The organism is Planomonospora alba (assembly GCF_039534085.1).
Classification (GTDB): Bacteria; Actinomycetota; Actinomycetes; order Streptosporangiales; family Streptosporangiaceae; genus Planomonospora_B; species Planomonospora_B alba.
This window is the reverse complement of the sequence record NZ_BAAAUT010000042.1, coordinates 29,348-51,400: the sequence shown is the minus strand read 5'-3', so window position 1 is coordinate 51,400 and position 22,053 is coordinate 29,348. Positions and strand designations below refer to the sequence as shown.

The window sequence follows — 22,053 nt, the reverse complement described above, 5'->3', positions numbered from 1 at the left end:
CAGCCCCGACAGGCATCATCCGTCTCGGTAGGATGCTCCCTCGACCGATGTCGATTTGACCCGGAGCATCCCTCATGAAGTCCCCCATCCGAATCGTCCTCGCGGGCAGCTGCGCCCTGGGCCTGCTGTCGGCGCCGACCGCCGCATGGGCGGAGCAGCACAGGACGGCGGCCGCCCCCAAGCCGACCGCCACCGCCAAGCCCAGCGCCAAGCCCACGGCGAAGCCGGCCGCGAAGCCCAAGCCGGTGGACTGCACGAAGGTCAAGTGCATCGCGCTCACCTTCGACGACGGCCCCGGCAAGTACGCCGACAAGCTGCTGGCCACCCTCAAGAAGCACAACGCCAAGGCCACGTTCTTCCTCGAGGGCCAGTACGTGAAGTCCCGGCCCGCGTTCGCCAAGCAGATGGTCGACGAGGGCCACGACATCGGCAACCACAGCTACACCCACCCGAGGTTCACCGAGATCTCCATCGACGGGATCCGCGAGGAGCTCAAGAAGACCCAGGACATCGTCAAGAAGGTCACCGGCAAGTACCCGACGACGATCCGCCCGCCGTACGGCCTGCTCGACGACGACACCAAGACGGTCGCCGCCGAGATGAAGATGCCGATCGTCCTGTGGAACGGCGGCTCCCGCGACTGGGCGACCAGGAGCGAGAAGGCCATCTACGACGAGGTACTCAAGAACGCCAAGCGTGACGGGGTCATCCTCATGCACGACTGGGTGGCGCAGACCGTCACGGTGATGCCGAAGCTCCTGACCGCGCTGCAGAAGCAGGGCTACCACGTCGTGGCCGTCTCCTCGCTGCCCGGCGCGAAGACCCTCAAGCCGGCCGACGTCTTCCCGGCGGGCGCCGCCGAGGACAAGGACCTGTCCGCCGACTCGCCCACCGGCGACCCGGACGACTTCGCCGAGTCCCCCGCCGACGGCAGCTGAGGACGCCGCCCGTCATCGGCGGCCCGGGCCCCGCGGGGTGCCGGGCCGCCGGTGTCCTGGAGGTGTCCTCAGGCGGCCTCGGCGTCCGGCCTCGCCTGTGCTCCGGATGCCCGTCTCCGCCGCTCCGGCCGGTGCGCCCCGCGGGCGACCCGCCGGCCGAGGTTCTGCATCGGCAGCTCGACGTAGCGGTAGGTGAGCCAGCTCAGGCCCAGCGTCCCCGCCGTGAACGCCGCCAGCAGCGCCGCCCGCGCCGCCGCCGGCAGCGGGGCCGCGTCCCCCACCGCCGCGTGCACGGCCCGCAGCAGCGGGTGGTGCAGCAGGTAGACCGAGTAGCTGATCAGGCCGAGCCAGACCAGGAAGCGGGGGAAGCGGCGCCCGCGCAGGGCCATCGCGGCCGCGAACGTCGCACCGGCCAGGGCCATCGTGGTGATCCACACGTCCCGCTGGACCCACCACCAGCCCGCCTGGGGCGCCCAGATCGGGGCGAGGGCGACCAGCACGGCGGTGGCGGCCACCGGCCAGAGGGTGCCGGTGCCCTGCTCCCAGCGGCGGATCGCGGTCCCGGCGAACATCACCGCGAGGATCGCCGCCCCGAACCACGGCACGAAGCTGCCGAACAGCAGCAGCACGGCGGCCATCGCGCCGAGCGCGTAGGCGGCCGTCCGGCGCAGCCGCCCGGTCAGCAGGCAGGCCATGCCGGCGGCGAACAGCGCGCCCGAGACGTGGGCGGGCCACAAGCCGGTCAGCAGCGGCCCGGTGAGCACCAGCCCGGTCCCGACGGCGAGGGCGCCGGAGCCGACCGCGAACGCCCCGCTCCGCAGGTGCAGCCCGGCCGTGAACAGCGCGGTGACCAGCAGGTAGAAGACCATCTCGTAGGAGAGCGTCCACATGGTGTCGGCCAGGCCGCCCAGGTGGACGACGTCCAGCAGCATCGTCAGGTGCGCGGAGACCGAGGCGGGGTCGCGCGGCACCTCCCGCCGGACCGGCAGCCACAGGGCCATCACCAGGACGCCGGCCGCGACCAGCAGGTAGATCGGGTACAGCCGGAAGACGCGGCTGATCCAGAAGGCCCGCACGTCCCCGCGCCCCTCCAGCGAGGCGGGGATGATGTACCCGCTGACCAGGAAGAACACCAGGACGCCGTACATCCCGAGGTTGAACCAGTGGGGCCGCAGTCCCGGCAGGAACCAGGGCAGCGCGTGCTCCAGCAGCACCGCCGTCGCGCCGATCCCGCGCAGCGCGTCCAGCCAGGCCAGCCGGGTGGAGGCCCCGGAGCGGGCGGGCCGGGTGCTGGCGAGGGTCGTCGACACCCGCCCCAACTTACCGGGCGGAGGCCGTGTTAACGGGAGGTATCCCCCTATTTGATGAGAGGTGACCGTCCGCACGCGCCGACGGCCCCGGGGAGGACCACCCCGGAGCCGTCGCCTGCGCCTACTCCCACTCGATGGTGCCCGGCGGCTTGCTCGTCACGTCCAGCACCACGCGGTTGACCTCGCGGACCTCGTTGGTGATCCGGGTGGAGATGCGGGCCAGCACGTCGTACGGCACGCGCGACCAGTCGGCGGTCATCGCGTCCTCGCTGGAGACCGGGCGGAGCACGACCGGGTGCCCGTAGGTGCGGCCGTCACCCTGCACGCCCACCGAGCGCACGTCGGCCAGCAGCACGACCGGGCACTGCCAGATCTCCCGGTCGAGCCCGGCGCGGGTGAGCTCCTCGCGGGCGATGGCGTCGGCCTCGCGCAGGATCTCCAGGCGCTCGCGGGTGACCGCGCCGACGATGCGGATGCCGAGCCCCGGGCCGGGGAACGGCTGGCGCCAGACCATGGCGGCGGGCAGGCCGAGCTCCTCGCCCGCCCGGCGGACCTCGTCCTTGAAGAGCGCGCGGAGCGGCTCGACCAGCTGGAACCGCAGGTCGTCGGGGAGGCCGCCGACGTTGTGGTGGGACTTGATGTTGGCGGTGCCGGTGCCGCCGCCGGACTCGACCACGTCCGGGTAGAGGGTGCCCTGCACCAGGAAGTCGACGGGGCCGTCGGCGAGGATGGCGCGCTGCTCGTCCTCGAAGACCCGGATGAACTCCCGGCCGATGATCTTGCGCTTCTCCTCGGGGTCGGTGACCCCGTCGAGCGCCTTGAGGAAGCGCTCGGCGGCGTCGACGACGCGGAGCCTGACGCCGGTGGCGGCGACGAAGTCGCGCTCGACCTGCTCGGCCTCGCCCTTGCGCAGCAGGCCGTGGTCGACGAAGACGCAGGTCAGGCGGTCGCCGATGGCGCGCTGCACGATCGCGGCGGCGACCGCGGAGTCCACCCCGCCGGACAGGCCGCAGATCGCGCGGCCCTCGGGGCCGATCTGGGCGCGGACCGCCTCCACGGCGTCCTCGACGATGTTGAGCATCGTCCAGGAGGGGCGGCAGCCCGCGGCGTCGAGGAAGTGCTTGAGGACGGCCTGGCCGTGCTCGGAGTGGAGCACCTCGGGGTGGAACTGCACGCCGTACAGGCCGCGGGCGGGGTGCTCGAAGGCGGCGACGGGGGTCTCGGGGGTGGAGGCGGTGACGTCGAAGCCGTCGGGGGCGGCGGCGACGCTGTCGCCGTGGGACATCCAGACCGACTGCCGGGCCGGCAGGCCCGCGAAGAGCACGCCCTCCCGGGTCACCTCCAGCGGGGTTCCGCCGTACTCGGCGACGCCGGTCCGGGCCACCGTGCCGCCGAGGGCCTGGGCCATGGCCTGGAATCCGTAGCAGATGCCGAAGGTCGGCACGCCGGTGTCGAACAGGCCGTGCGGGACGGCGGGGGCGCCTTCGGCGTAGACCGAGGAGGGACCGCCGGACAGGATGATGGCCTTGGGCTTCTTGGCCATCATCTCCTCCACCGGCATCGTCGAGGGGACGATCTCGGAGTAGACGTGGCACTCACGCACCCGTCGCGCGATCAGCTGCGCGTACTGCGCGCCGAAGTCGACGACCAGGACCGTGTCGAACTCTGACACCAAGACCCCCAAAGGAAACCACAGCGGTGCGCCCAGTCTATCGGCGCCGTCCGGCCTCGCCGCCTGCGGTGCCCGCTCCGGTGATCACCGCAGGCGGCCGGTGCCGCGGGGCCGCGGGGGTCCACACCCGACGGTCACGTAAAAAACGGCGAAACGGGTATAAGCGGGGATATAAGGGTAAGAGTATGCCCACGTCGCCGGGGTCTCTAAAGGCCGGCGGGCCCCTGCCGATGAGGGCGTGATGACAGCCGACGAGCACGGAGGGTCCCTGCGGGTGAGGCGTTTTCTCCGACTGTCATTGATCTTCGTGGTGGCGGTGCTGGTAGCGGTGCCGCTGGTGCAGGCGGTGCGCTCCTCCTCCGACTACCTCCAGCCGGTCGCCGTGGCCTCGTGCGCGCTGACCGCGGCCGTGCTGACGCGCCTCGCCCGCTCCTCCGGGCGCGCCTTCAAGTGCCCCGCCGCCCGCAGGGCGCTGCGCACCTCGATCATCCGGCTGACCGCCGGCGTCGTGCTGCTGGCACTGCTGCCGCTGACCGGCCTGGCGTACCTGTCGACGCAGCAGAACGCCGACACGATCCGCGCCGAGGTCGACAGGCGGCTGAACACCGGTGCCGACGTCAGCGCCCGCTACATCGGCAGCCGGATGGACGGGACGCTGGAGCTGGTCTCCTCCTACGCCCAGCGGCCGTCGCTGCGAGCCTCCCTGGACGAGGCCGTCGCGGGAGACGGAGACGGCCTCGTCCGGCACCTGGCCGAACTGCACGCGCACGACCGGGCGCTCGCCGCCGCGTGGGCGCTGAACCGGGACGGCACGCTGCTGGCGATCAGCCCGGCCGATCCCTCGGTCGTCGGCGCGGACTTCTCCGGCCGCGACTACCTGCAGGGTGTGCTGCGGACCGGCAGGCCGTACGTGTCGGAGGCGTTCGCCTCCACGGTGGCGGACAACCGCCGCGTGGTGGCGGTCGCCGCGCCGGTGACGGACGGCGGGGGCCGGATCACCGGGGTCGTCGCCACCGGCTACCCGGTGGAGGCGCTGACCCAGTTCATCGACCGGCTCGCCGCCGTGCAGAAGGTCAGGCTGACGCTGGCCGACCAGAAGGGCACGCTGCTGTCCGGCGGCGACGACCGGTCCGGGCTGCTCACCGGGACCCGGGACGAGCACATCTGGGCCGCGCTGGCCGGGCGCAGCGGGACCGGACGGCACATGCACGACGGCGACGGCCATGAGGTGGCCTACCGGCCGATCCCGGAGCTGAACTGGGCGGTCACCGCCGAGATCCCGACCGGCGAGGCGTTCGCCCCCGCCGCCGCCTTCACCGGCCGGATGACGGCCGCCGCCCTGCTGGTGGCGCAGATCCTGATGGGCGGACTGGTGATGAGCGCGTACGCCGAGCGGCGCCGGCGCGCCGCCGAGGACGACCTGGCCCAGCGGGAGGAGCAGGTCAGCGCCACCCTCGACGCGGCCAGCGACGCGTTCGTCTCCGTCGACCGGACCGGCCGGATCATCCGGTGGAACTCCCAGGCCGAGGCGATCTTCGGCTGGTCGGCCGAGGAGGCCCTGGGCGCGGAGCCGGTCGGCCTCCTGGTCGCCGAGGAGCAGCGCGCGGACAACGCCGCGGCGATGAAGCGGGTGCTCGCCGGCGGTGAGATGCCCCCGGAGGGCCGCCGCCGGGAGATCAAGGCCCTCCGCCGCGACGGCACGGTCTTCCCCGCCGAGATGACCATCTGGTCGTCCTCGACCGCCGACGGCGTGACCTTCAACACCTTCATCCGCGACATCACCGAACGCAAGCGCGCCCAGGCCGAGCTGGCCGAGGCCCGCGACGCGGCGCTGGCGGCCTCGCGGATGAAGTCGGAGTTCGTGGCCAACATGAGCCACGAGATCCGCACCCCGCTGAACGGCGTGATCGGCATGGCCGCCCTGCTGCTGGACACCAGGCTCGACGCCCGGCAGCGCGACTACCTGACCACGGTGCAGAACTCCGCCGACGCCCTGCTCAACGTGATCAACGACATCCTCGACTTCTCCAAGATCGAGGCGGGCAAGCTCGAAATCGACCCCGTCGACTTCGACGTGCGGGTGCTGGTCGAGGACGTGGTGAGCCTGATGGCGGCCACCGCGCAGGCCAAGGGACTGGAGATCGCCGCGGTGGTGGAGCCGGCCATCCCGCCGGCGCTCCGCGGCGACGTGCACCGCATCCGCCAGGTGCTGACCAACCTGGTCTCCAACGCCGTCAAGTTCACCGAGCGGGGCGAGGTCGTCGTCGAGGCCCGGGTCGGTCCCGCCGAGGACGACTCCGGCATCCGGCAGGTGCTCTTCGCCGTCACCGACACCGGCATCGGCATCCCCGCCGACCGGCAGGACATCCTCTTCGAGGCCTTCACCCAGGCCGACACCTCCACCACCCGCCGCTACGGCGGCAGCGGGCTGGGGCTGACCATCAGCCGGCAGCTCGTCGAGCTGATGGACGGCACGATCGGGATGACCAGCACGGTCGGCGAGGGCAGCCGCTTCCACTTCACCCTGCCGCTGCCCGGCGCGAGCGCGCCGCCGGCCGCGCCGCCCTCCCCCGCGGACCTGGGAGGGGCCCGCGTGCTGGTCGTCGACGACAACCGCACCAACCGCACGGTGGTCCGGAACCTGCTGGCCGGCTGGGGCATGCGGGCGCACACCGCACCGGACGGCCTGCGCGCCCTGGAGCTCCTGCGTGAGGCCGCCGCGGTGGGCGACCCCTTCACCGTCGCCCTGCTCGACATGCGCATGCCCGGCCTCGACGGCCTGGAGCTGGCCCGGGCCGTCTCCTCCGATCCGGTGCTGCGCCGTACCCGGCTGGCCATGCTGACCTCCACCAACCACGCGGGGGAGGCGCAGACCGCCCGGGCGTGCGGCATCGAGGTCTACCTGACCAAGCCGGTGCGCGCCGCCCAGTTGCGCGCCGTCCTGCTCCAGCTGCTCGGCCACGCGCCCGTCCGCCCGCCGGCGGGTACGCCGGAGGCCACCGGCACGGCGGACGCCACCGGCACGGCGGACGCCACCGGTACGGCGGACGCCACCGGTACGCCGGCTCCCGCCGCGGCCGCGGTGCCGCCCCCGGTGGGCGGCGGGGGCGGAGCCCGGATCCTGGTGGCCGAGGACAACGAGGTCAACCAGCAGGTCGTCACCGAGATGCTCGCCGCTCTCGGCTACACCGCCGAGGTCGCCGGTGACGGCGAGGAGGCGCTGCGCATGGTGCGGACGGGCCGGTACGACGCCGTGCTGATGGACTGCCAGATGCCGCGGCTCGATGGATACCAGGCCACCGAGCGGATCCGGCGGATGCCGGGGCCGCTGAGCGATGTCCCGATCATCGCGCTGACCGCCTCCGCCCTGGCCTCCGACGAGCAGCGCTGCCTGGCTGCGGGCATGGACGCGTTCATCCCCAAACCGCTGCGCAAGCAGCAGCTGGACGCCGCCCTCCGCAGGGCCCTGGCCGGCCGCGCCGGCCGGGGACCCGGCGCCGGGGCTCCCGGGGCGGGCGGCGCCGGCGCGGCGCCGCAGGAAACCGGCACCGGGACCGGACGGTCCGCCGGCGTCGGCTCCGAGGGCCGGGAGGCGTCCCCCGCCGGAGCCGGGGACCCCGCGGAGGCCGAGGAACTGCTCGACCCGGACGTGCTCGACGAGCTGCGCGACATCGGGCCCAAGCTCACCGAGAAGTTCCTCCCGTCCTACCTGCACAACTCCTCGACGGCCACCACCGCCATCGTCGCCGCGGCCGAGCGCCGGGACCTGCAGGAGGTGGCCCGGCTCGCCCACAAACTGCGGGGCAGCAGCGCCGCCTTCGCCGGGCGGCGCCTCTCGGCGACCTGCACCGCCCTGGAGCAGGTCGCCAACGCCGGGGACGCCGAGAGCACCGCGGCCCTGGCCGCCACGCTCGCCCGCCAGGCCGACGCGACCTCCCGCGCCCTGGTCGCCACGCTGGCACCCGAGCGCTGAGCCGCGGCAGGGCCCCCGCCCGGACGCCGGGCGGGACCCCGCCGCCCGGGTGCCGGGAGCGGAGGGAGAGCCCTCCGGCGCGGAGCGGGCGCGCGGCCCCCGGGGCCCGCGCCGGCCCGGGAGGTCAGAGCGCGTGGCCGAGCAGGCCCAGCGGCGGGGAGCCGAGGTCGAGCATGGCGGTGTGGAAGCGCTTGAGCGTGAAGCCCGCGCCCCACTCGGTCCTGGCCCGCTCGCGCAGGTCCAGGATCTCCAGCTTGCCCCAGGTGTAGCGGCCGTAAGTCGGGTCGAAGGTGGCCCGCCGGGCCTCCGAGAGCGCGGCCGGACCGGCGAGGTGGGTGTCGCCCTCGAAGCGGCGCGCGCCCTCCTCGACCGTCATCGCCCCGGTGTGCACGCCGATCGCGCAGGCCAGCCGGGTCACCCGGATCAGCGCCTCCAGCCAGACGCCGATCTCGAAGCGCGGGTCGTCGGGGGCGAAGCCCTCCTCGACGCAGAGCTCCTCGGCGTAGTGCGCCCAGCCCTCGCAGAAGGCCAGGGACATCAGCGTCCGGCGCACCGCCGACGGCGCGTGGCGCAGGGCCCGGCCGTGCGAGAAGTGCCCGGGGGCGACCTCGTGCACGTTGATGGCGGGCAGCGTGGTGGCGCTGAAGACCTCCAGCCACTCCTCGATCTCCTGCTCCGGCCAGGTGGGCTCGGGCGGGGTGATGTGGTACCATGACGGGCCCTCGGGCTCGCCGGGCGCGGCCCAGCTCATCATCGCCATCGCCCAGCGGCGCGACTCGGGCGCGAGCCCCACCCGGCACTCGCCGTCGTGGTAGGGGACGAGGTCCTTCTCCCGGGTGAAGGCGATGGCCCGCTCGGTGCCCTCGCGGGCGGCGTCGACCACCCCGTCGATGCCGGGGTGGTCGCGGACCAGCTCGCGCGCGACGTCCAGCGGCGGCCGGCCCGCGTGGCCCAGCCGCGCGCACGCCTCGGCCAGCCGCTCCGTGAGCCGGTCGCGCTCGGCGTCGGCCCGCTCGGCCAGCCTGCCCAGGTCCACCGGGAGCCCCTCGCCCGCGCCCATCAGCCGGGCCAGCCCCTCGGCGCCGAGGGAGGCGTCCGGGTCGCCGGAGCGCGCGGCCCGCTCGACGTGCTCGACCAGGCGGGCGTGCGCCTTCAGCGCCGCCTCCCGCGTGGTGTCATCGGCGTCCGCGGGGATCCCGGCGGCCAGGCCCCGGACGGTGCCGAGCAGCGCGGTGGCGACCGGCGCGCTCAGCCGGTCGAGCGCGGCGACCGCGTTGTCCACGGCCTCGGGCCAGCGGGCCAGGTGGGCCCGCCGGGCCGCGGCCCGCTCCGCCTCCGGGGCGTACTCCCGGTCGTAGCAGGCCAGGTCCATGTTCTCCAGGTGCTCCATCGGGCTGCGCCGGTACAGCTCCAGCTCCCCGAACACGACCCGGGCGTGCTCCTCGAAGATCTCCAGGTGGGCGGCGTCGTAGGGGTCGTCCGGGAGCGGTCCCCGCCCCAGCGCGGCCAGCCCGGCGCGCACGCCCTCGGGCGACAGGTCCTGGATCCGCCCGTCGTACTCGTGCCGGCCGGCCATCTCCCGGACACCGGCGACGGAAAGGTCGCACACCGCCCGCAGGCGGGAGTCGAGTTCGCTCATGAACCGACGCTATCCCACCCGGAACCCGATGATCAGGACCGGAATCTCAGCAGCCGGGACGGATCGCCGGCGGAGGCGCGCGAGGCCCCGCCCGGCTGTCCGCCGCCCCGGAAACGTCGGTGGGGTGTGGCACCGTACCGGCCATGGCGCAGCCCCTCAAAGAGATGATCAACCCCGCCTCCGTCGGTTCGCTCGCCGGCGGCGTGGCCGCGGCCTGGGGCGCGTTCCCCCGGGACCGGTTCGCCGCGGAGGCCCTCGACGGGCTGGACGGCCTGGAGCTCAAGGACCGCGTCCGGCACGTCGCGCGGGCGCTCGGCGCCGCGCTGCCGCCGGACTTCCCCCGCGCCGCGGAGATCCTGCGCCGGGCCGCCGCCCGCGTCCGGCTGGACATGTGGAGCGGCTGGCCCGCCACCGAGTACGTCGCGGCCTGCGGTCTCGACCACCTGGACGAGGCCATGGCGACGCTCGGCGTGCTCACGCCGTACGCCACGGGGGAGTTCGCGGTCCGCCCCTACCTGGAGCACCACCGCGACGACGCCATGGAGATCATGCACGGCTGGGCGGAGTCGGACGACGAGCACCTGCGCCGGCTGGCCTCGGAGGGCTCCCGGCCCCGGCTGCCGTGGGGGGCGCGGGTTCGGTGGCTGATGGAGCCCGGGCCCGCGCTGCCGATCCTCGACCGGCTCCGCGACGACCCCTCCGAGTACGTCCGCCGTTCGGTGGCCAACCACGTCAACGACATCGCCAAGGACCACCCCGAGGCGGCGGTGGAGCTGCTGGCCCGCTGGCGGGCGGAGGGCGGCTCGCACGTCGAGCGGGTGCTGCGCCACGCGGTGCGCGGCCTGCTGCGCGCCGGGCACCCCGGCGCGCTGGAGCTGATGGGCGCCGCCCCCGGCGGCGGCGCGGTCGAGACGCTGGCGCTGGAGGCCGACCGGGTGGCGGTCGGCGACCGGCTCCGCTTCACGGTCACGGTCTCGGCCGACTCCCCCGGCCCGCTCGTGCTCCGGTACGCCGTCCGGCGCGACGGCTCCCGCCGCGTCTTCCACCTCGGCGAGCGGCTGGTCTCCGCTCCGGGGCAGGCGGTCACGGTGGCCAAGTCCCACTCGTTCCGGCCGGTGACCACCAGGACCGAGCCGCCCGGCCCGCGCGTCCTGGAGATCGTCGTCAACGGCGCCGTCCGGGCGACCGCCCCCTTCACCCTGACCGAGTCCTGACCCTGTCCGCTCGCGCGCCCTCCCGGGCGGGTCGTCCCGGGCGGGTCGTCCGCGGCGTGCGCCGCGAGCCGCCGCCCGGACGGCGCCGCCGATCCCGCCCGCCGGCCCGGGCGACGCCGGAAAAACCGATCGAAACGCGGAGGTCCGAGCGGGAAGGATGACCCGGGTGACCCTGCGCATCAGCACCCTCGCCGAACGGCCGGAGCTCGCCGACGCCCTCTGGGCGATGGACGACTCCTGGCCCGCGTTCATGCTCCACGACCCGGCGGCCGCCCTCTACTACGACGTCTGCGTACACTCCTACCCGGAGTTCGTGCTGGTGGCCGAGGACGACGCCGAACCGGGGCGGCCGGTGGCCAAGGGGTTCAGCGTGCCGTTCGCCTGGGGTCGTGAGGAGCTGCCGGACGGCGGGTGGGACACCGCGATCCTGCGGGCCTGGCGCGCCCGGCGGACCGGCGAGAAGCCGGACACGGTCACCGCGCTGGAGATCGCCGTCCGGCCCGACCTGCTCGGCACCGGCCTGTCCCCGGTCATGCTGGCCGCGCTCCGGGAGAACGCCGGCCGCCTCGGTTTCACCGAGCTGCTGGCCCCGGTGCGGCCCAACGCCAAGCACCTGGAGCCGCGCACTCCGATGGCGGAGTACGTCTCGCGCACCCGGCCCGACGGGCTCCCTGCCGACCCGTGGCTGCGGGTGCACGTCCGGGCGGGCGGTGAGATCGTCAAGGTCGCGCCCCGGTCGATGACGATCTCCGGCACGCTGGCCGAGTGGCGGGGGTGGACCGGCCTGCCGTTCGACGCGCCCGGCCCGGTGGAGGTCCCCGGCGCCCTGGTCCCGGTCCACTGCGACCCTGACCAGGACCACGCCGTCTACGTCGAGCCCAACGTCTGGGTGCGGCACCGGCTGACCTGACCCACCGGCCGGGTCCCGGTGCCGGGCCGCAGGGCCTTCCCGGTGTCCGTGCCCCTTGCCCGGGGCCGCGCGGCGTCCGTGCCGGGCGGGATCCCCGAAGGCGCCCGGCGACGGGTCAGCCCGCGCCCCCGGCGACCGCGTCGAGCAGGGCCTCCAGCGTCTTGTCGTCGGTGGCCGGGGCCATGACGGTGGCGCGCAGGTGGCGGACGCCGCCGATCTCGGCCGAGGTCAGGTGGAAGGTCCCCTCGGTCATCAGCCGCTCGCGGATCGCCGGCTGGTCGCCCGTGCCGTACCGGAAGCAGACGATGTTGCTCTCCGGCTCGTAGGGGAATGTGAAGCCCGGCCGGTCGCGGCCCAGCTCCCACAGCCGGCGGGCGGCGGCGTACTGCCGCGCCACGTACGCGCCCAGGCCGCGCTCGCCCCGCCAGGCGAGGTTCAGGAAGATCTTCAGGCCCAGCTCGGCCTTGCTGCACTCCACGGTCCTGCCGATCGAGTCGATGCCCGGGGCGGCACCCGGCCCGGCGCCGGAGGGGTCCTCGTGCGCGTCCGGGTCCCGGTCGCCGTAGAACAGGTAGCTCGCCTCCTGGCGGAAGGCCGCGTCCAGGTCGGCCGCCCGCCGGGTCAGCACGGCGGCGGCCAGGCTGGAGGTGCGCAGCATCTTGTGCGCGTCCCAGATCAGCGAGTCGGCCAGCTCCACGCCGTCCAGCAGGTGCCGGTGCTCCGGGCTGAGCAGCGCCGAGGCGCCGTGGGCGCCGTCCACGTGGAACCAGACGCCGTGGGAGGCGCAGAACTCCCCGACCGCGCGCAGGTCGTCGTAGAGGCCGGTCGCGGTCGCGCAGGCGTTCGCCACCAGGGCCATCGGCCGCCGCCCGGCCCGGCGCACCCGGTCCAGGGCCTCCGGCAGGGCCGCGACGTCGATCCGGCCGAGCGGGTCGGTCTCCAGCGGCACCACGGCCCGCGCGCCCAGGCCGAGGACGGCCGCGGCGCGGGCGAGCGAGTAGTGCGCCGCGGCGGGGGCGAGCAGGGCGAGGTCGCCGGGCACGCCTCCGTCCCAGGCGTCCGGCGCGGCGGCCGCCCGCGCGGCGAGCAGCGCGGTGAGGTTGGCCAGCGAGCCGCCGTGGGTGAGCACGCCGCCGCCCGCCGCGCCGTACCCGGTCTTCTCCAGCATCCAGCGCACGACCTCCAGCTCGACGGTCGCGGCGGCGGCGCCCATCTCGTAGACCGCCATCGGGTTGTTGGCCGCGCCGTGCACGAGGTCGGCGAGCGCGGCGGGGAAGTCCGGCGAGGCGATCTGGTGGCCGAGGGAGGCGGGGTGGTGCATCCGGGTCCCCTCCTCCAGGTAGGCGGCGAGGAACTCCGCGTGGGTCTGCGGCGTCATCCCGCCCTCGCGGATCCAGCGGGCGAGTCCGAGCCGCTCGGCCAGCTCCCGCGGGGGCCTGCGGCGGATGACCGGCGGCAGGCCGCACTGGCTCTCCTCCACGTAGGCGGCCAGCCGCCCGACGGTGGCCTCCGCGGCCCGGGTGAACTCCTCGACGTCCCAGATCACACCGGGATTGTGCCGGACTCCCCGGCGGCGCCGGCACGGGGGTGCCGGGGCGTCAGCTGATGCCGACGATCGGCAGGCGCAGGGCGCCGGGGGCGGCCGCGGGGACGACGGGGTTTCTCGGGGCGACGGGTGTCAGCCGCGCGTAGGGGGAGCCGAGGGCCGGGCGGGGGTCGGCCTCGCCGCGGTTGGGCCACAGGGCCATGGCGCGCTCGGCCTGGGCGGTGATGGTCAGCGAGGGGTTGACGCCCGGGTTGGCGGAGACCGCCGAGCCGTCGACGACGTGCAGGCCCTCGTGGCCGTAGACGCGGTGGTAGGGGTCGATCACCCCGGTCTCCGGCGAGTCCCCGATGGCGCAGCCGCCCAGGAAGTGCGCGGTGGCGGGGATGTCGAACAGGTCGAGCCAGGAGCCGCCGGGCATGCCGCCGATCTCCTCGGCGGCGTGCCGGACGAAGGTGTGCCCGGCCGGGATCCAGGTGGGGTTGGGCTCGCCGTGGCCGGGCCGGGAGCGCAGCTTCCAGCCGCCGAGCAGGCCCCTGCGGGCCGACAGGGTGATGGAGTTGTCCTTGGCCTGCATGACCAGGGCGATGATCGTGCGCTCGGACCACCTGCGGTGGTCGAACAGGCGCGGGAGCAGGTGGGGGCGCCTGGCGGCCTCGCCGAGGAACTTCAGCCAGCGCGGCGCCCCGCCGCCGTCGATGAGCAGGGTGCGGAGCATGCCCATCGCGTTGGAGCCGTCGCCGTAGCGGACGGGCTCGATGTGCGTGTGCGCGTCGGGGTGGATGGAGGAGGTGATCGCCACGCCGCGGTTGAGCTTGTCCCCCGTGACGCCCAGCCGTTCGAAGCCGAGCAGCGCCTCGGAGTTGGTCCTGGTCAGCGTGCCGAGCCGGTCGGACAGGCGGGGCAGCGCACCGGTGGCCTTCATCCGGTGGAGCAGGCGCTGCGTGCCGTACGTGCCGGCGGCGAGGACCACCTGCTCGGCGGTGAGCGTGCGGCGCCGCCACGGCGCGCCGGTCTTCCTGACCTCGACGGCGTACCCGCGGCGGCCCTTCCCGAGGGGCCGGACCCCGGTGACCGTGGTCTCCGGGTGGACCTTCGCCCCCGCCTTCTCGGCGAGGTGGAGGTAGTTCTTGGTCAGCATGTTCTTGGCGCCGTGCCGGCAGCCGGTCATGCACTCGCCGCACTCGGTGCAGCCCCGGCGGCGCGGCCCGGCTCCGCCGAAGTAGGGGTCGTCCACCTCCTGGCCGGGCGTGCCGAAGAAGACGCCGACCGGCGCCCGGTGGAAGGTGCCGCCCACGCCCATCCGGTCGGCGACCTTCTGCATGATCTCGTCGGCGCGGGTGAGGGTCGGGTTGACGACCACGCCGAGCATGCGCCTGGCCTGGTCGTAGTACGGCCCCAGCTCGGCCTTCCAGTCGGTGATGCCCGCCCACTGGGGGTCGGCGAAGAACGGCTCCAGCGGCTCGTAGAGGGTGTTGGCGTAGACCAGGGAGCCGCCGCCGACCCCGGCTCCGGCCAGCACCATGACGCCGGTGCCCTTGACGCCGCGCAGCACGTGGATGCGCTGGATGCCCGTGCAGCCGAGGGCGGGCGCCCACAGGAAGTCGCGGACCCGCCAGGAGGTCTTCGGCAGCGTGCGCTCGTCGAAGCGCCGCCCGGCCTCCAGGACGCCGACCCGGTAGCCCTTCTCCGTCAGGCGGAGCGCGGTGACGCTCCCGCCGAACCCCGACCCGATCACCAGCACGTCGTAGTCGAACACCCCGGGGACTCCCTTCACCGGTCCTCGCGGACCCTCGTCGATCTGCGCCGGCCCCCGCCGGGCTGCCGCCCCGCCCCGGCCCGCACGGGCCGGGGCGGGGCGGTCACTTGAGGCGGACCCTCTTCAACGTCTTCAGCAGCGTCGTGACGACCTCGGCGTACCTCTCGTAGGTCATCCCGGGCAGCGGTTCGAGGCCCAGCCAGGTGGCCTGGGCGGCGACTGTCTGCGCCTCGGTGTACTTCAGCAGCCCCTCCGCCCCGTGCCTGCGGCCCAGGCCGGAGGACTTCATGCCGCCCATGGGCGCGTCGTAGGAGGCGAAGGCGGCGCCGTACCCCTCGTTGACGTTGACGGTCCCGGCCTTGATCCGGGCGGCCAGCGCCCGGCCGCGCGCCGGGTTCCGCGTCCAGATCGAGGCGTTGAGGCCGTAGACGGTGTCGTTGGCCCGGCGGACGGCCTCGTCGTCGGTGGAGAAGCGGTAGAGCGAGACGACCGGCCCGAAGGTCTCCTCCCGGCACAGGTCCATGCTCTCGTCCACGTCGGCCAGGACGGTCGGCTCGTAGAACAGCGGCCCGGCCCCGGGGCGGGGCCTGCCGCCGGCCAGCACGCGGGCGCCCTTGGCCACGGCGTCGTCCACGTGGGCGGTGACCGCCTCCAGCTGGCGGCGGGAGGTCAGCGAGCCCATCTGCACGTCCCAGTCGAGGCCCGCGCCGAGCTTCATGTTCTTCACCAGCCGGACGAACTTCTCGGTGAACGCGTCGTACACGCTGTCGTGGACGTAGAGCCGCTCGATGGAGATGCACAGCTGCCCGGCGTTGCTGAAGCAGGCGCGCAGCGCGCCCTGGGCGGCCACGTCGAGGTCGGCGTCGTCCAGGACGATCATGGGGTTCTTCCCGCCGAGCTCCAGGGAGCAGCCGATGAGCCGCTTGGCGGCCTCCTCGGCGATCCGGCGGCCGGTCCGGGTGGAGCCGGTGAAGGCCACGTAGTCGGCGCCGTCGAGCAGCGGGTCGCCGATCTCGGCGGGGTCGCCGAGCACGACCTGCCAGATCTCGCGGGGCATGCCGAGCTCGGCCAGCAGGTCGATCGTCCACAGGGCGGACAGGGCGGTCTGGGTGTCGGGCTTGTGGACCACGGCGTTCCCGGCGAGCAGGGCCGGGACGACGTCGGTCACGCCGAGCGAGAGCGGGTAGTTCCAGGGCGAGACCAGCGCCACGACCCCCTTGGGGTGGCGGGTCTCGGTGACCCGGGTGGCCAGCGGGAACAGCCCCGAGCGCCGCTTGGTCTCCAGCAGGCCGGGGGCGCGCCGCGCGTAGTAGAGGGTGCAGCCCGCGACGTCGCAGACCTCCTCGAAGGCGTGCCTGCGGGCCTTGCCGGTCTCCCACTGGACGATGTCGAGGATCTCCTCGCGGCGGTCCAGGATCGCGTCGTGCAGCGCCAGGAAGGGCCGGGCCCGCTCCCGGGCGGGCAGCCCGGCCCAGGCCCGCTGCGCCTCCCGGGCCCGGGCGTGGGCCTCGCGGACGTCCGCCGCGGTCGAGATCGGCAGCTCGGCGAGGGGTTCCTCGGTGAAGGGGGCGGTGATCCGGTGGGTCTTCCCGCCGGAGGTCACCTGCCGGACCACACGCTCGATCATGCGGGGGTCGAGGGTCCGGGTCGCTCCGAGAGTGACAGCCATGGACCGAAGAGTATTCGGTGGGACGGCGTGCGGCTACCGGTCGGTAGGAGACTGAACCTGCCCCGCCCCCGATCCGTTCACAGGGGCATGAGGACATCGATTCGTACGGCCGGCGCCCGGGCGAGCGCCGGTGCGGCCGCCCTGGCGGCCGTCCTGGTCGCCGCGGCGTGCACCTCGGCCCCGGCGGGCTCCGGCGCGGGCCGTACGGCGCCGGTGGAGCTGGGCGACGTGCGGCTGGTCGCCTACGACGGCTGCGACGACATGCTCGCCGGGCTGCGCGCCGCGGCGGCCGGGCGCGTCGGGCCGTGGGGACTGGGCGGGCCGGTCCCGTTCGCGGCGGCCGAGGCGCGCGCCGACGCCGGCGCCGCCAAGCAGCAGGCCGCGCCCGGGCACTCCACCACCAACACCCACGAGGCCGGGGTCGACGAGCCCGACCTGGTCAAGACCGACGGCAGGCGCGTGATCACGGTGAGCCGGGGCGTGCTGCGCGTGGTGGACGCCGCCACCCGGAAGGTGACCGGCACGCTCCGGCTGACCGACCGGGAGCAGGCGTGGGCCCCCGCCGACCTGCTGGTCAGCGGGGACAGGGCGCTGGTGCTGTTCTCCGGCGGCGGGATCATCCCGTACGGCGCGACCGCCAAGATCGCCCCGAGCCCGGGACCGCGCTACGTGCTCGTCGACCTGTCCGGCGAGCCGGAGGTGATCGGCTCGATCACCCCGGACGGCGCGCACGTGGACGCGCGCATGGTCGGCTCGACGGTCCGGCTCGTGGTCCGCAGCCAGCCCGCGATCACCTTCCCGGACGCCGGTCCCGACGCCGGCGACGCCGAGCGGACCCGCAGGAACGCCGAGGCCGTGCGGAACGCGCCCATCGAGGCGTGGCTGCCGACGTACGAGGTGACGGGGGCGGACGGCCGGACGGAGAAGCGCACGGTCGACTGCGCGCGGGTCAGCCACCCGGCGGAGTACACCGGGACCTCGCTGCTGACCGTGCACAGCCTCGACCTGGGCGCCGGGGCGCGGGCCCTGGACGGGAGCGCTCCGATCAGCCTGGTCGCCGACGGCGACACCGTCTACGGCACCGGCTCCAGCCTGTACGTGACCAGCAACCCGCACTGGTGGTCGGCGCGGCCGGTCGACGTGATCGTCGACGAGGCCCCGGAGCCCCGGCCGGGGCGGGTGGCCGCGCCGAGGGACGAGCCGACCCCGGCCGAGGCCACCGTCCCGCTCCCGGTGGAGAGCACGGCCACCCCGGGCGGCCCGGTGGAGATCACGGCCACCGTGTCCCCCGCCGCCACGGCCGCCGCGTCCCCGGCCGCCACCGGGGCGGCCACCCCGACGGCCGTCCCGCCCGCCACCGAGCCCCCCGCCGCGTCCGAGGCGCCCGTCGCCCCGGCCCCGCCCCCGGAGGAGACCGAGATCCACCGGTTCGACGTCACCGCGCCCGGCGCGCCCCGCTACGTCGCCTCGGGCAGGGTCCCGGGCCGGCTGCTCAACCAGTACTCGCTGTCCGAGCACGAGGGGCACCTGCGGGTCGCGACCACCTCGGAGACGGACAGGAGCAGCTCCAGCGCCGTCTACGTGCTGCGCGCCGACACCCTGGCGAAGGTCGGCGAGGTCGGCGGCCTGGGCGAGGGCGAGCGCATCTACTCGGTCCGCTTCCTCGGCCCCGTCGGCTACGTGGTGACGTTCCGGCAGGTGGACCCGCTCTACGTGCTCGACCTGCGCGACCCGGCCGCGCCGAAGAGGACCGGCGAGCTGAAGATCACCGGCTACTCCGCCTACCTGCACCCGGCGGGCGACGGGCGGCTGATCGGCATCGGCCAGGAGGCGAGCGAGCAGGGCCGCACGCTCGGCACCCAGGTCTCCCTCTTCGACGTCTCCGACCCGGCCGCCCCGCGCCGGCTGGCGCGGTTCTTCCAGAAGGACTCCGGCTCCGAGGCCGAGTGGGACCCGCACGCCTTCCTCTACTGGGCGCCGGCGGGCACCGCCGTCCTGCCGCTGAGCACCTGGGACGGCACCGGGCAGACCACCGGGGCCGCGCTGGTGCTGAAGATCGGCGACTCCGCCGTCACCGAGGCCGGCACGGTCGTCCACCCCAGGCCGAAGCCGGTCGACAGCACCCGCTTCGCCCCCTACGACCCGGGCATCCGCCGCTCGGTCGTGATCGGCGGCGACCTGTGGACGGTCTCCGAGCTCGGCCTGGCGGTCCACTCCCTGGACGGCCTGGCGGAGCGGGACTGGATCCCGTTCGACTGACCCCGCCGCACGGCGCGGCCCCGCTCCCAGGCCGGGGCCGCGCCGTACGGTGGCCGCGCCGGGCGGCACCCGGCGCCGTAAACCTCTATAACACCGACATCTCACCCTTTACAAGATCTTGTCAGAAGATGTGAACCGGTGTTACCTCTTGCGCAGCGCACGTGATCCACGCGTGGCACGGCCAACGACGGCCGACCCCCCGCAGGAGGCCCGGTGTCGACCAAATCCTGGTCACGTCTCACCGTCATCGCCGCCGCGACGGCGTCCCTCGCACTCCCGTCCCTCGCCCTCCCCCTCCCCGGAGCCGCCCGGAGCGGCCCGGCCGACCGCTCCTCCGACCTGCACGACTTCCAGGCCGAGCAGCACGGCAAGCCCGACGTCGACAACCGGCGCGGCACCGTCGCGCCCCCGGCCGCCGCGCTCGCCAAGAAGGCGGGCGCCGCGACGATCCGCTGGAACGCCCTCGGCACCCCGGCCGTCGTCACCGGCCCCGCCCCGCTCGCCGAAGGGCTCGGCGACGACCCCGAGCAGGCCGCCCGCGCCTACCTGAAGGCCAACGAGAACCTCTTCGGCCTGTCCCCCGAGGCCGTGGACGCGCTGGAGAAGGTCGCGGTCAACCCGATCGGGGACGGCCACGCCGTCCTGCTCCGGCAGCGCTTCGGCGACCTGCCCGCGGGCGTGGACGGCCAGGTCGTGGTCGGCGTGGCCGGCGGCAGGGTCCACCACGTCACCTCGACCCTGTCCCGCTCCGCCGCCGCTCCCCCCGCCGCCGCGCTCACCGAGCAGCAGGCCCTGGAGATCGCCGCCCGCGACGGCGGCATCGACCTGGCCACCGCGACCGTCAAGCGGGCCGCGCCGGTGGCCGTGCCCGCGCCCGACGGCACGCACCGGGCCTACCAGGTGGTCCTGATCGGCGGCGGCGAGGGCGAGCCGGCCGCCTACACCACCCACGTGGACGCGGTCAGCGGTGAGATCCTGACCCGCGAGAACCTGGTGGACCACCACGCCGAGCCGGACGGCCCGCAGTGGGAGGTCTTCCCGGCCAACCCGCCCGCCGACTACTCCTCCGCCGACACCCGCTCGCGGTGGTGCGCCGCCGCCGGCCCCGGCTGCGACCTCGTCGTGGGCGGCGACCCGGCCACCGGCAAGGCGTGGGACGTCGACCACGCCGCGGACGCCCCCACCGGCACCAGCTCCGGCAACGCGGCCAGGACGGTGGAGAACCGCGCGAGCGACAACCCCTACGCGGTCGGCACCCGCGGCAACGCCGCCACCCCGGACCGGAACTACGCCTACCCCTGGACCAACGCCTGGTACACCGCCAAGTGCGACCCCGCCGTCCTCGACCGGCCGGGCGAGGCCGACCTGGAGGCCGCGATCGCCAACCTGCACGCCATGCACAACCGCATGCACGACTGGTCCTACCGGCTCGGCTTCACCGAGACGGCCTGGAACATGCAGGACGAGAACGGCGAGCGCGGCGGCCTCGGCGGCGACCCCGAGCAGGGCAACGCCCAGGCCGGGGCGCGCCACGCCGACGTGCGCGACAACGCCAACCAGATCACCGGCCCCGACGGCGTCGCCCCGATCACCAACATGTACCTCTGGCAGCCGATCGCGGGCTCGTTCTACGCGCCCTGCGTGGACGGCGACTACGACATGTCGGTGATCGGCCACGAGTACACGCACGCGATCTCCGGCCGCATGATCGCCGGCCCGAACGCCGGGTGGAGCGGTGCCCAGCCCGGCGCCATGAACGAGAGCACCTCCGACCTGCTGGCCATGGAGTACCTCTACGAGTACGGCTTCCGCCCCGCGGGCGAGACGCCGTACGTGACCGGCGGCTACGTCACCGGCGACAAGAAGGCCGGCATCCGCAACTACGACATGTCGAAGTCCCCGCTGAACTACAGCGACATCGGCTACGACCTCGTCGGGCAGCAGGTCCACGCCGACGGCGAGATCTGGAGCGCCGCCCAGTTCTCCGTGCGCGAGGCGTTCCTCAAGCGGTACGGCAAGGGCACCGCGGCCCTCCAGCGGGCGTGCGCCGACGGGAGGACCCCGGTGCACAAGTGCCCCGGCAACCGCCGCTGGGCGCAGCTGTCCTTCGACGCGCTGCTGCTGATGGCCTCCGGCGCGGTCAGCTACGTCGACCACCGCGACGCGCTGCTGGCCGCCGACGCCATCCGCTTCGGCGGGAAGAACCAGGACATCATGTGGCGGGCGTTCGCCCGGCACGGCCTCGGCGAGGGCGCGGCCAGCCTGAACCAGAACGACCCCGACCCGACGCCGGGCTTCGCCGACCCGGTCGGGAAGAACGGCACGCTCAGGCTCACGCCGCTCGGCGAGGCGAAGAAGGCCGCGCTCCGGCTCTACGTCGGCCACTACGAGGGCCGTGCCGTACCGGTCGCCGACACCGACCCGGCCACCGAGCTCGGCGACACCGTGGAGATGACCCCGGGCGTCTACGACTTCCTGGTCGTCGGCGCGGGCCACGGCCACACCCGGGTGAGGTCCGCGGTGCTGCCCGGCGTGACGCTCCCGCTCCCGCTCGCACCGGCGGAGAACGTCGCCTCGGCGGCGCGGGGCGCCACGGCCACGGGCGACGGCGTCAACCACGACAAGCTGATCGACGAGACCGAGGCCACGAACTGGGCCTCGCTGACCGGGCCGGTCGCCGGGAAGACCGTGACCGTGGACCTGGCCGGGACCGAGCCGGTGAAGGTCCGCCGGGTGCAGGTCAGCGCCATGCTCCGGCCCAACGTGAACGACCCCGCCGACCCGGGCGGCCAGAACCGCTTCAGCGCCCTGCGCGCCTTCGAGGTCCTGGCCTGCGACGCCACGCAGAAGGACTGCTCGAAGCCGGAGTCCTTCTCGGTCGTCTACACCAGCCCGGCCGACGCGTTCGACACCCGGCTGCCCCGCCCCCGGGGCGCCGACCTGCTGATCGAGTCCTTCAGGATCCCGACCACGAAGGCCACCCACCTGGCCCTGCGCGCCGTCTCCACCCAGTGCACCGGCAACCCGCGCTACGCCGGTGAGCAGGACGCCGACCCGCGCTCGGCCACCGACTGCGCCACCGCGAGCCCCGCCCGCGACCAGGTGCGCGCCGCCGAGTTCCAGGCCTTCACCCGCTGACGGCCGTCACCTGCGGCTCCCGCCCCGTC

At 74.6% G+C, this 22,053-nt stretch carries 12 protein-coding genes; 6 read left to right on the top strand and 6 right to left on the bottom strand.

Features of this window, described 5'->3' with window-relative positions; genetic code table 11:
* Positions 1-74 precede the first annotated feature (74 nt).
* Positions 75-938 (top strand): polysaccharide deacetylase family protein, encoded by an 864-nt coding sequence (locus ABD823_RS23915; protein WP_344863205.1) that lies wholly within the window; start codon positions 75-77, stop codon positions 936-938.
* Between the two features lie 68 nt (positions 939-1,006).
* On the opposite strand, the gene ABD823_RS23910 is transcribed toward ABD823_RS23915, so the two are convergent.
* Together ABD823_RS23910 and guaA are read right to left on the bottom strand one after the other, a co-directional pair.
* Complete coding sequence (locus ABD823_RS23910) at positions 1,007-2,248, bottom strand: acyltransferase family protein (RefSeq protein WP_344863203.1); 1,242 nt, start codon at positions 2,246-2,248, stop codon at positions 1,007-1,009.
* A 121-nt stretch (positions 2,249-2,369) separates the two neighbouring features.
* Positions 2,370-3,932, bottom strand: coding sequence for a glutamine-hydrolyzing GMP synthase (gene guaA / locus ABD823_RS23905; RefSeq protein ID WP_425566650.1), 1,563 nt, complete (start codon positions 3,930-3,932; stop codon positions 2,370-2,372).
* Positions 3,933-4,230: 298 nt separating this feature from the next.
* On the opposite strand from guaA, the gene ABD823_RS23900 reads away from it, so the two are divergent.
* Positions 4,231-7,893, top strand: a complete 3,663-nt coding sequence (locus tag ABD823_RS23900) for a response regulator (protein WP_344863199.1) — start codon at positions 4,231-4,233, stop codon at positions 7,891-7,893.
* Between the two features lie 124 nt (positions 7,894-8,017).
* Here the strand turns inward: ABD823_RS23900 and ABD823_RS23895 are convergent, their stop codons facing one another.
* A complete protein-coding gene (locus ABD823_RS23895; RefSeq protein WP_344863197.1) occupies positions 8,018-9,532 on the bottom strand; it encodes a DUF885 family protein in 1,515 nt (504 codons plus the stop codon).
* Positions 9,533-9,675: 143 nt separating this feature from the next.
* Between ABD823_RS23895 and ABD823_RS23890 the strand changes: the two genes are divergently transcribed.
* Positions 9,676-10,746: a DNA alkylation repair protein gene (locus ABD823_RS23890; RefSeq protein WP_344863196.1), complete on the top strand. Its 1,071-nt coding sequence runs from the start codon at positions 9,676-9,678 to the stop codon at positions 10,744-10,746.
* A gap of 157 nt (positions 10,747-10,903) precedes the next feature.
* Positions 10,904-11,656, top strand: coding sequence for an N-acetyltransferase (locus tag ABD823_RS23885; protein WP_344863194.1), 753 nt, complete (start codon positions 10,904-10,906; stop codon positions 11,654-11,656).
* 115 nt (positions 11,657-11,771) lie between these two features.
* Here ABD823_RS23885 and ABD823_RS23880 read toward each other — a convergent pair whose 3' ends face one another.
* The 3 genes from ABD823_RS23880 to ABD823_RS23870 form a co-directional block, all read right to left on the bottom strand.
* A complete protein-coding gene (locus tag ABD823_RS23880; protein ID WP_344863192.1) occupies positions 11,772-13,202 on the bottom strand; it encodes a pyridoxal phosphate-dependent decarboxylase family protein in 1,431 nt (476 codons plus the stop codon).
* Between the two features lie 52 nt (positions 13,203-13,254).
* Complete coding sequence (locus ABD823_RS23875; RefSeq protein WP_344863190.1) at positions 13,255-14,976, bottom strand: GMC oxidoreductase; 1,722 nt, start codon at positions 14,974-14,976, stop codon at positions 13,255-13,257.
* Positions 14,977-15,061: 85 nt separating this feature from the next.
* Entirely contained in the window at positions 15,062-16,627 is a 1,566-nt protein-coding gene (locus tag ABD823_RS23870) for a succinic semialdehyde dehydrogenase (RefSeq protein WP_344863188.1), read from the bottom strand.
* 87 nt (positions 16,628-16,714) lie between these two features.
* On the opposite strand from ABD823_RS23870, the gene ABD823_RS23865 reads away from it, so the two are divergent.
* Together ABD823_RS23865 and ABD823_RS23860 are read left to right on the top strand one after the other, a co-directional pair.
* The gene (locus tag ABD823_RS23865) at positions 16,715-18,886 is read left to right on the top strand and encodes a beta-propeller domain-containing protein (RefSeq protein ID WP_344863186.1); all 2,172 of its coding nucleotides are present in this window, start codon (positions 16,715-16,717) and stop codon (positions 18,884-18,886) included.
* Positions 18,887-19,099: 213 nt separating this feature from the next.
* Positions 19,100-22,024, top strand: coding sequence for a M36 family metallopeptidase (locus tag ABD823_RS23860; RefSeq protein ID WP_344863184.1), 2,925 nt, complete (start codon positions 19,100-19,102; stop codon positions 22,022-22,024).
* Positions 22,025-22,053: the final 29 nt, after the last annotated feature.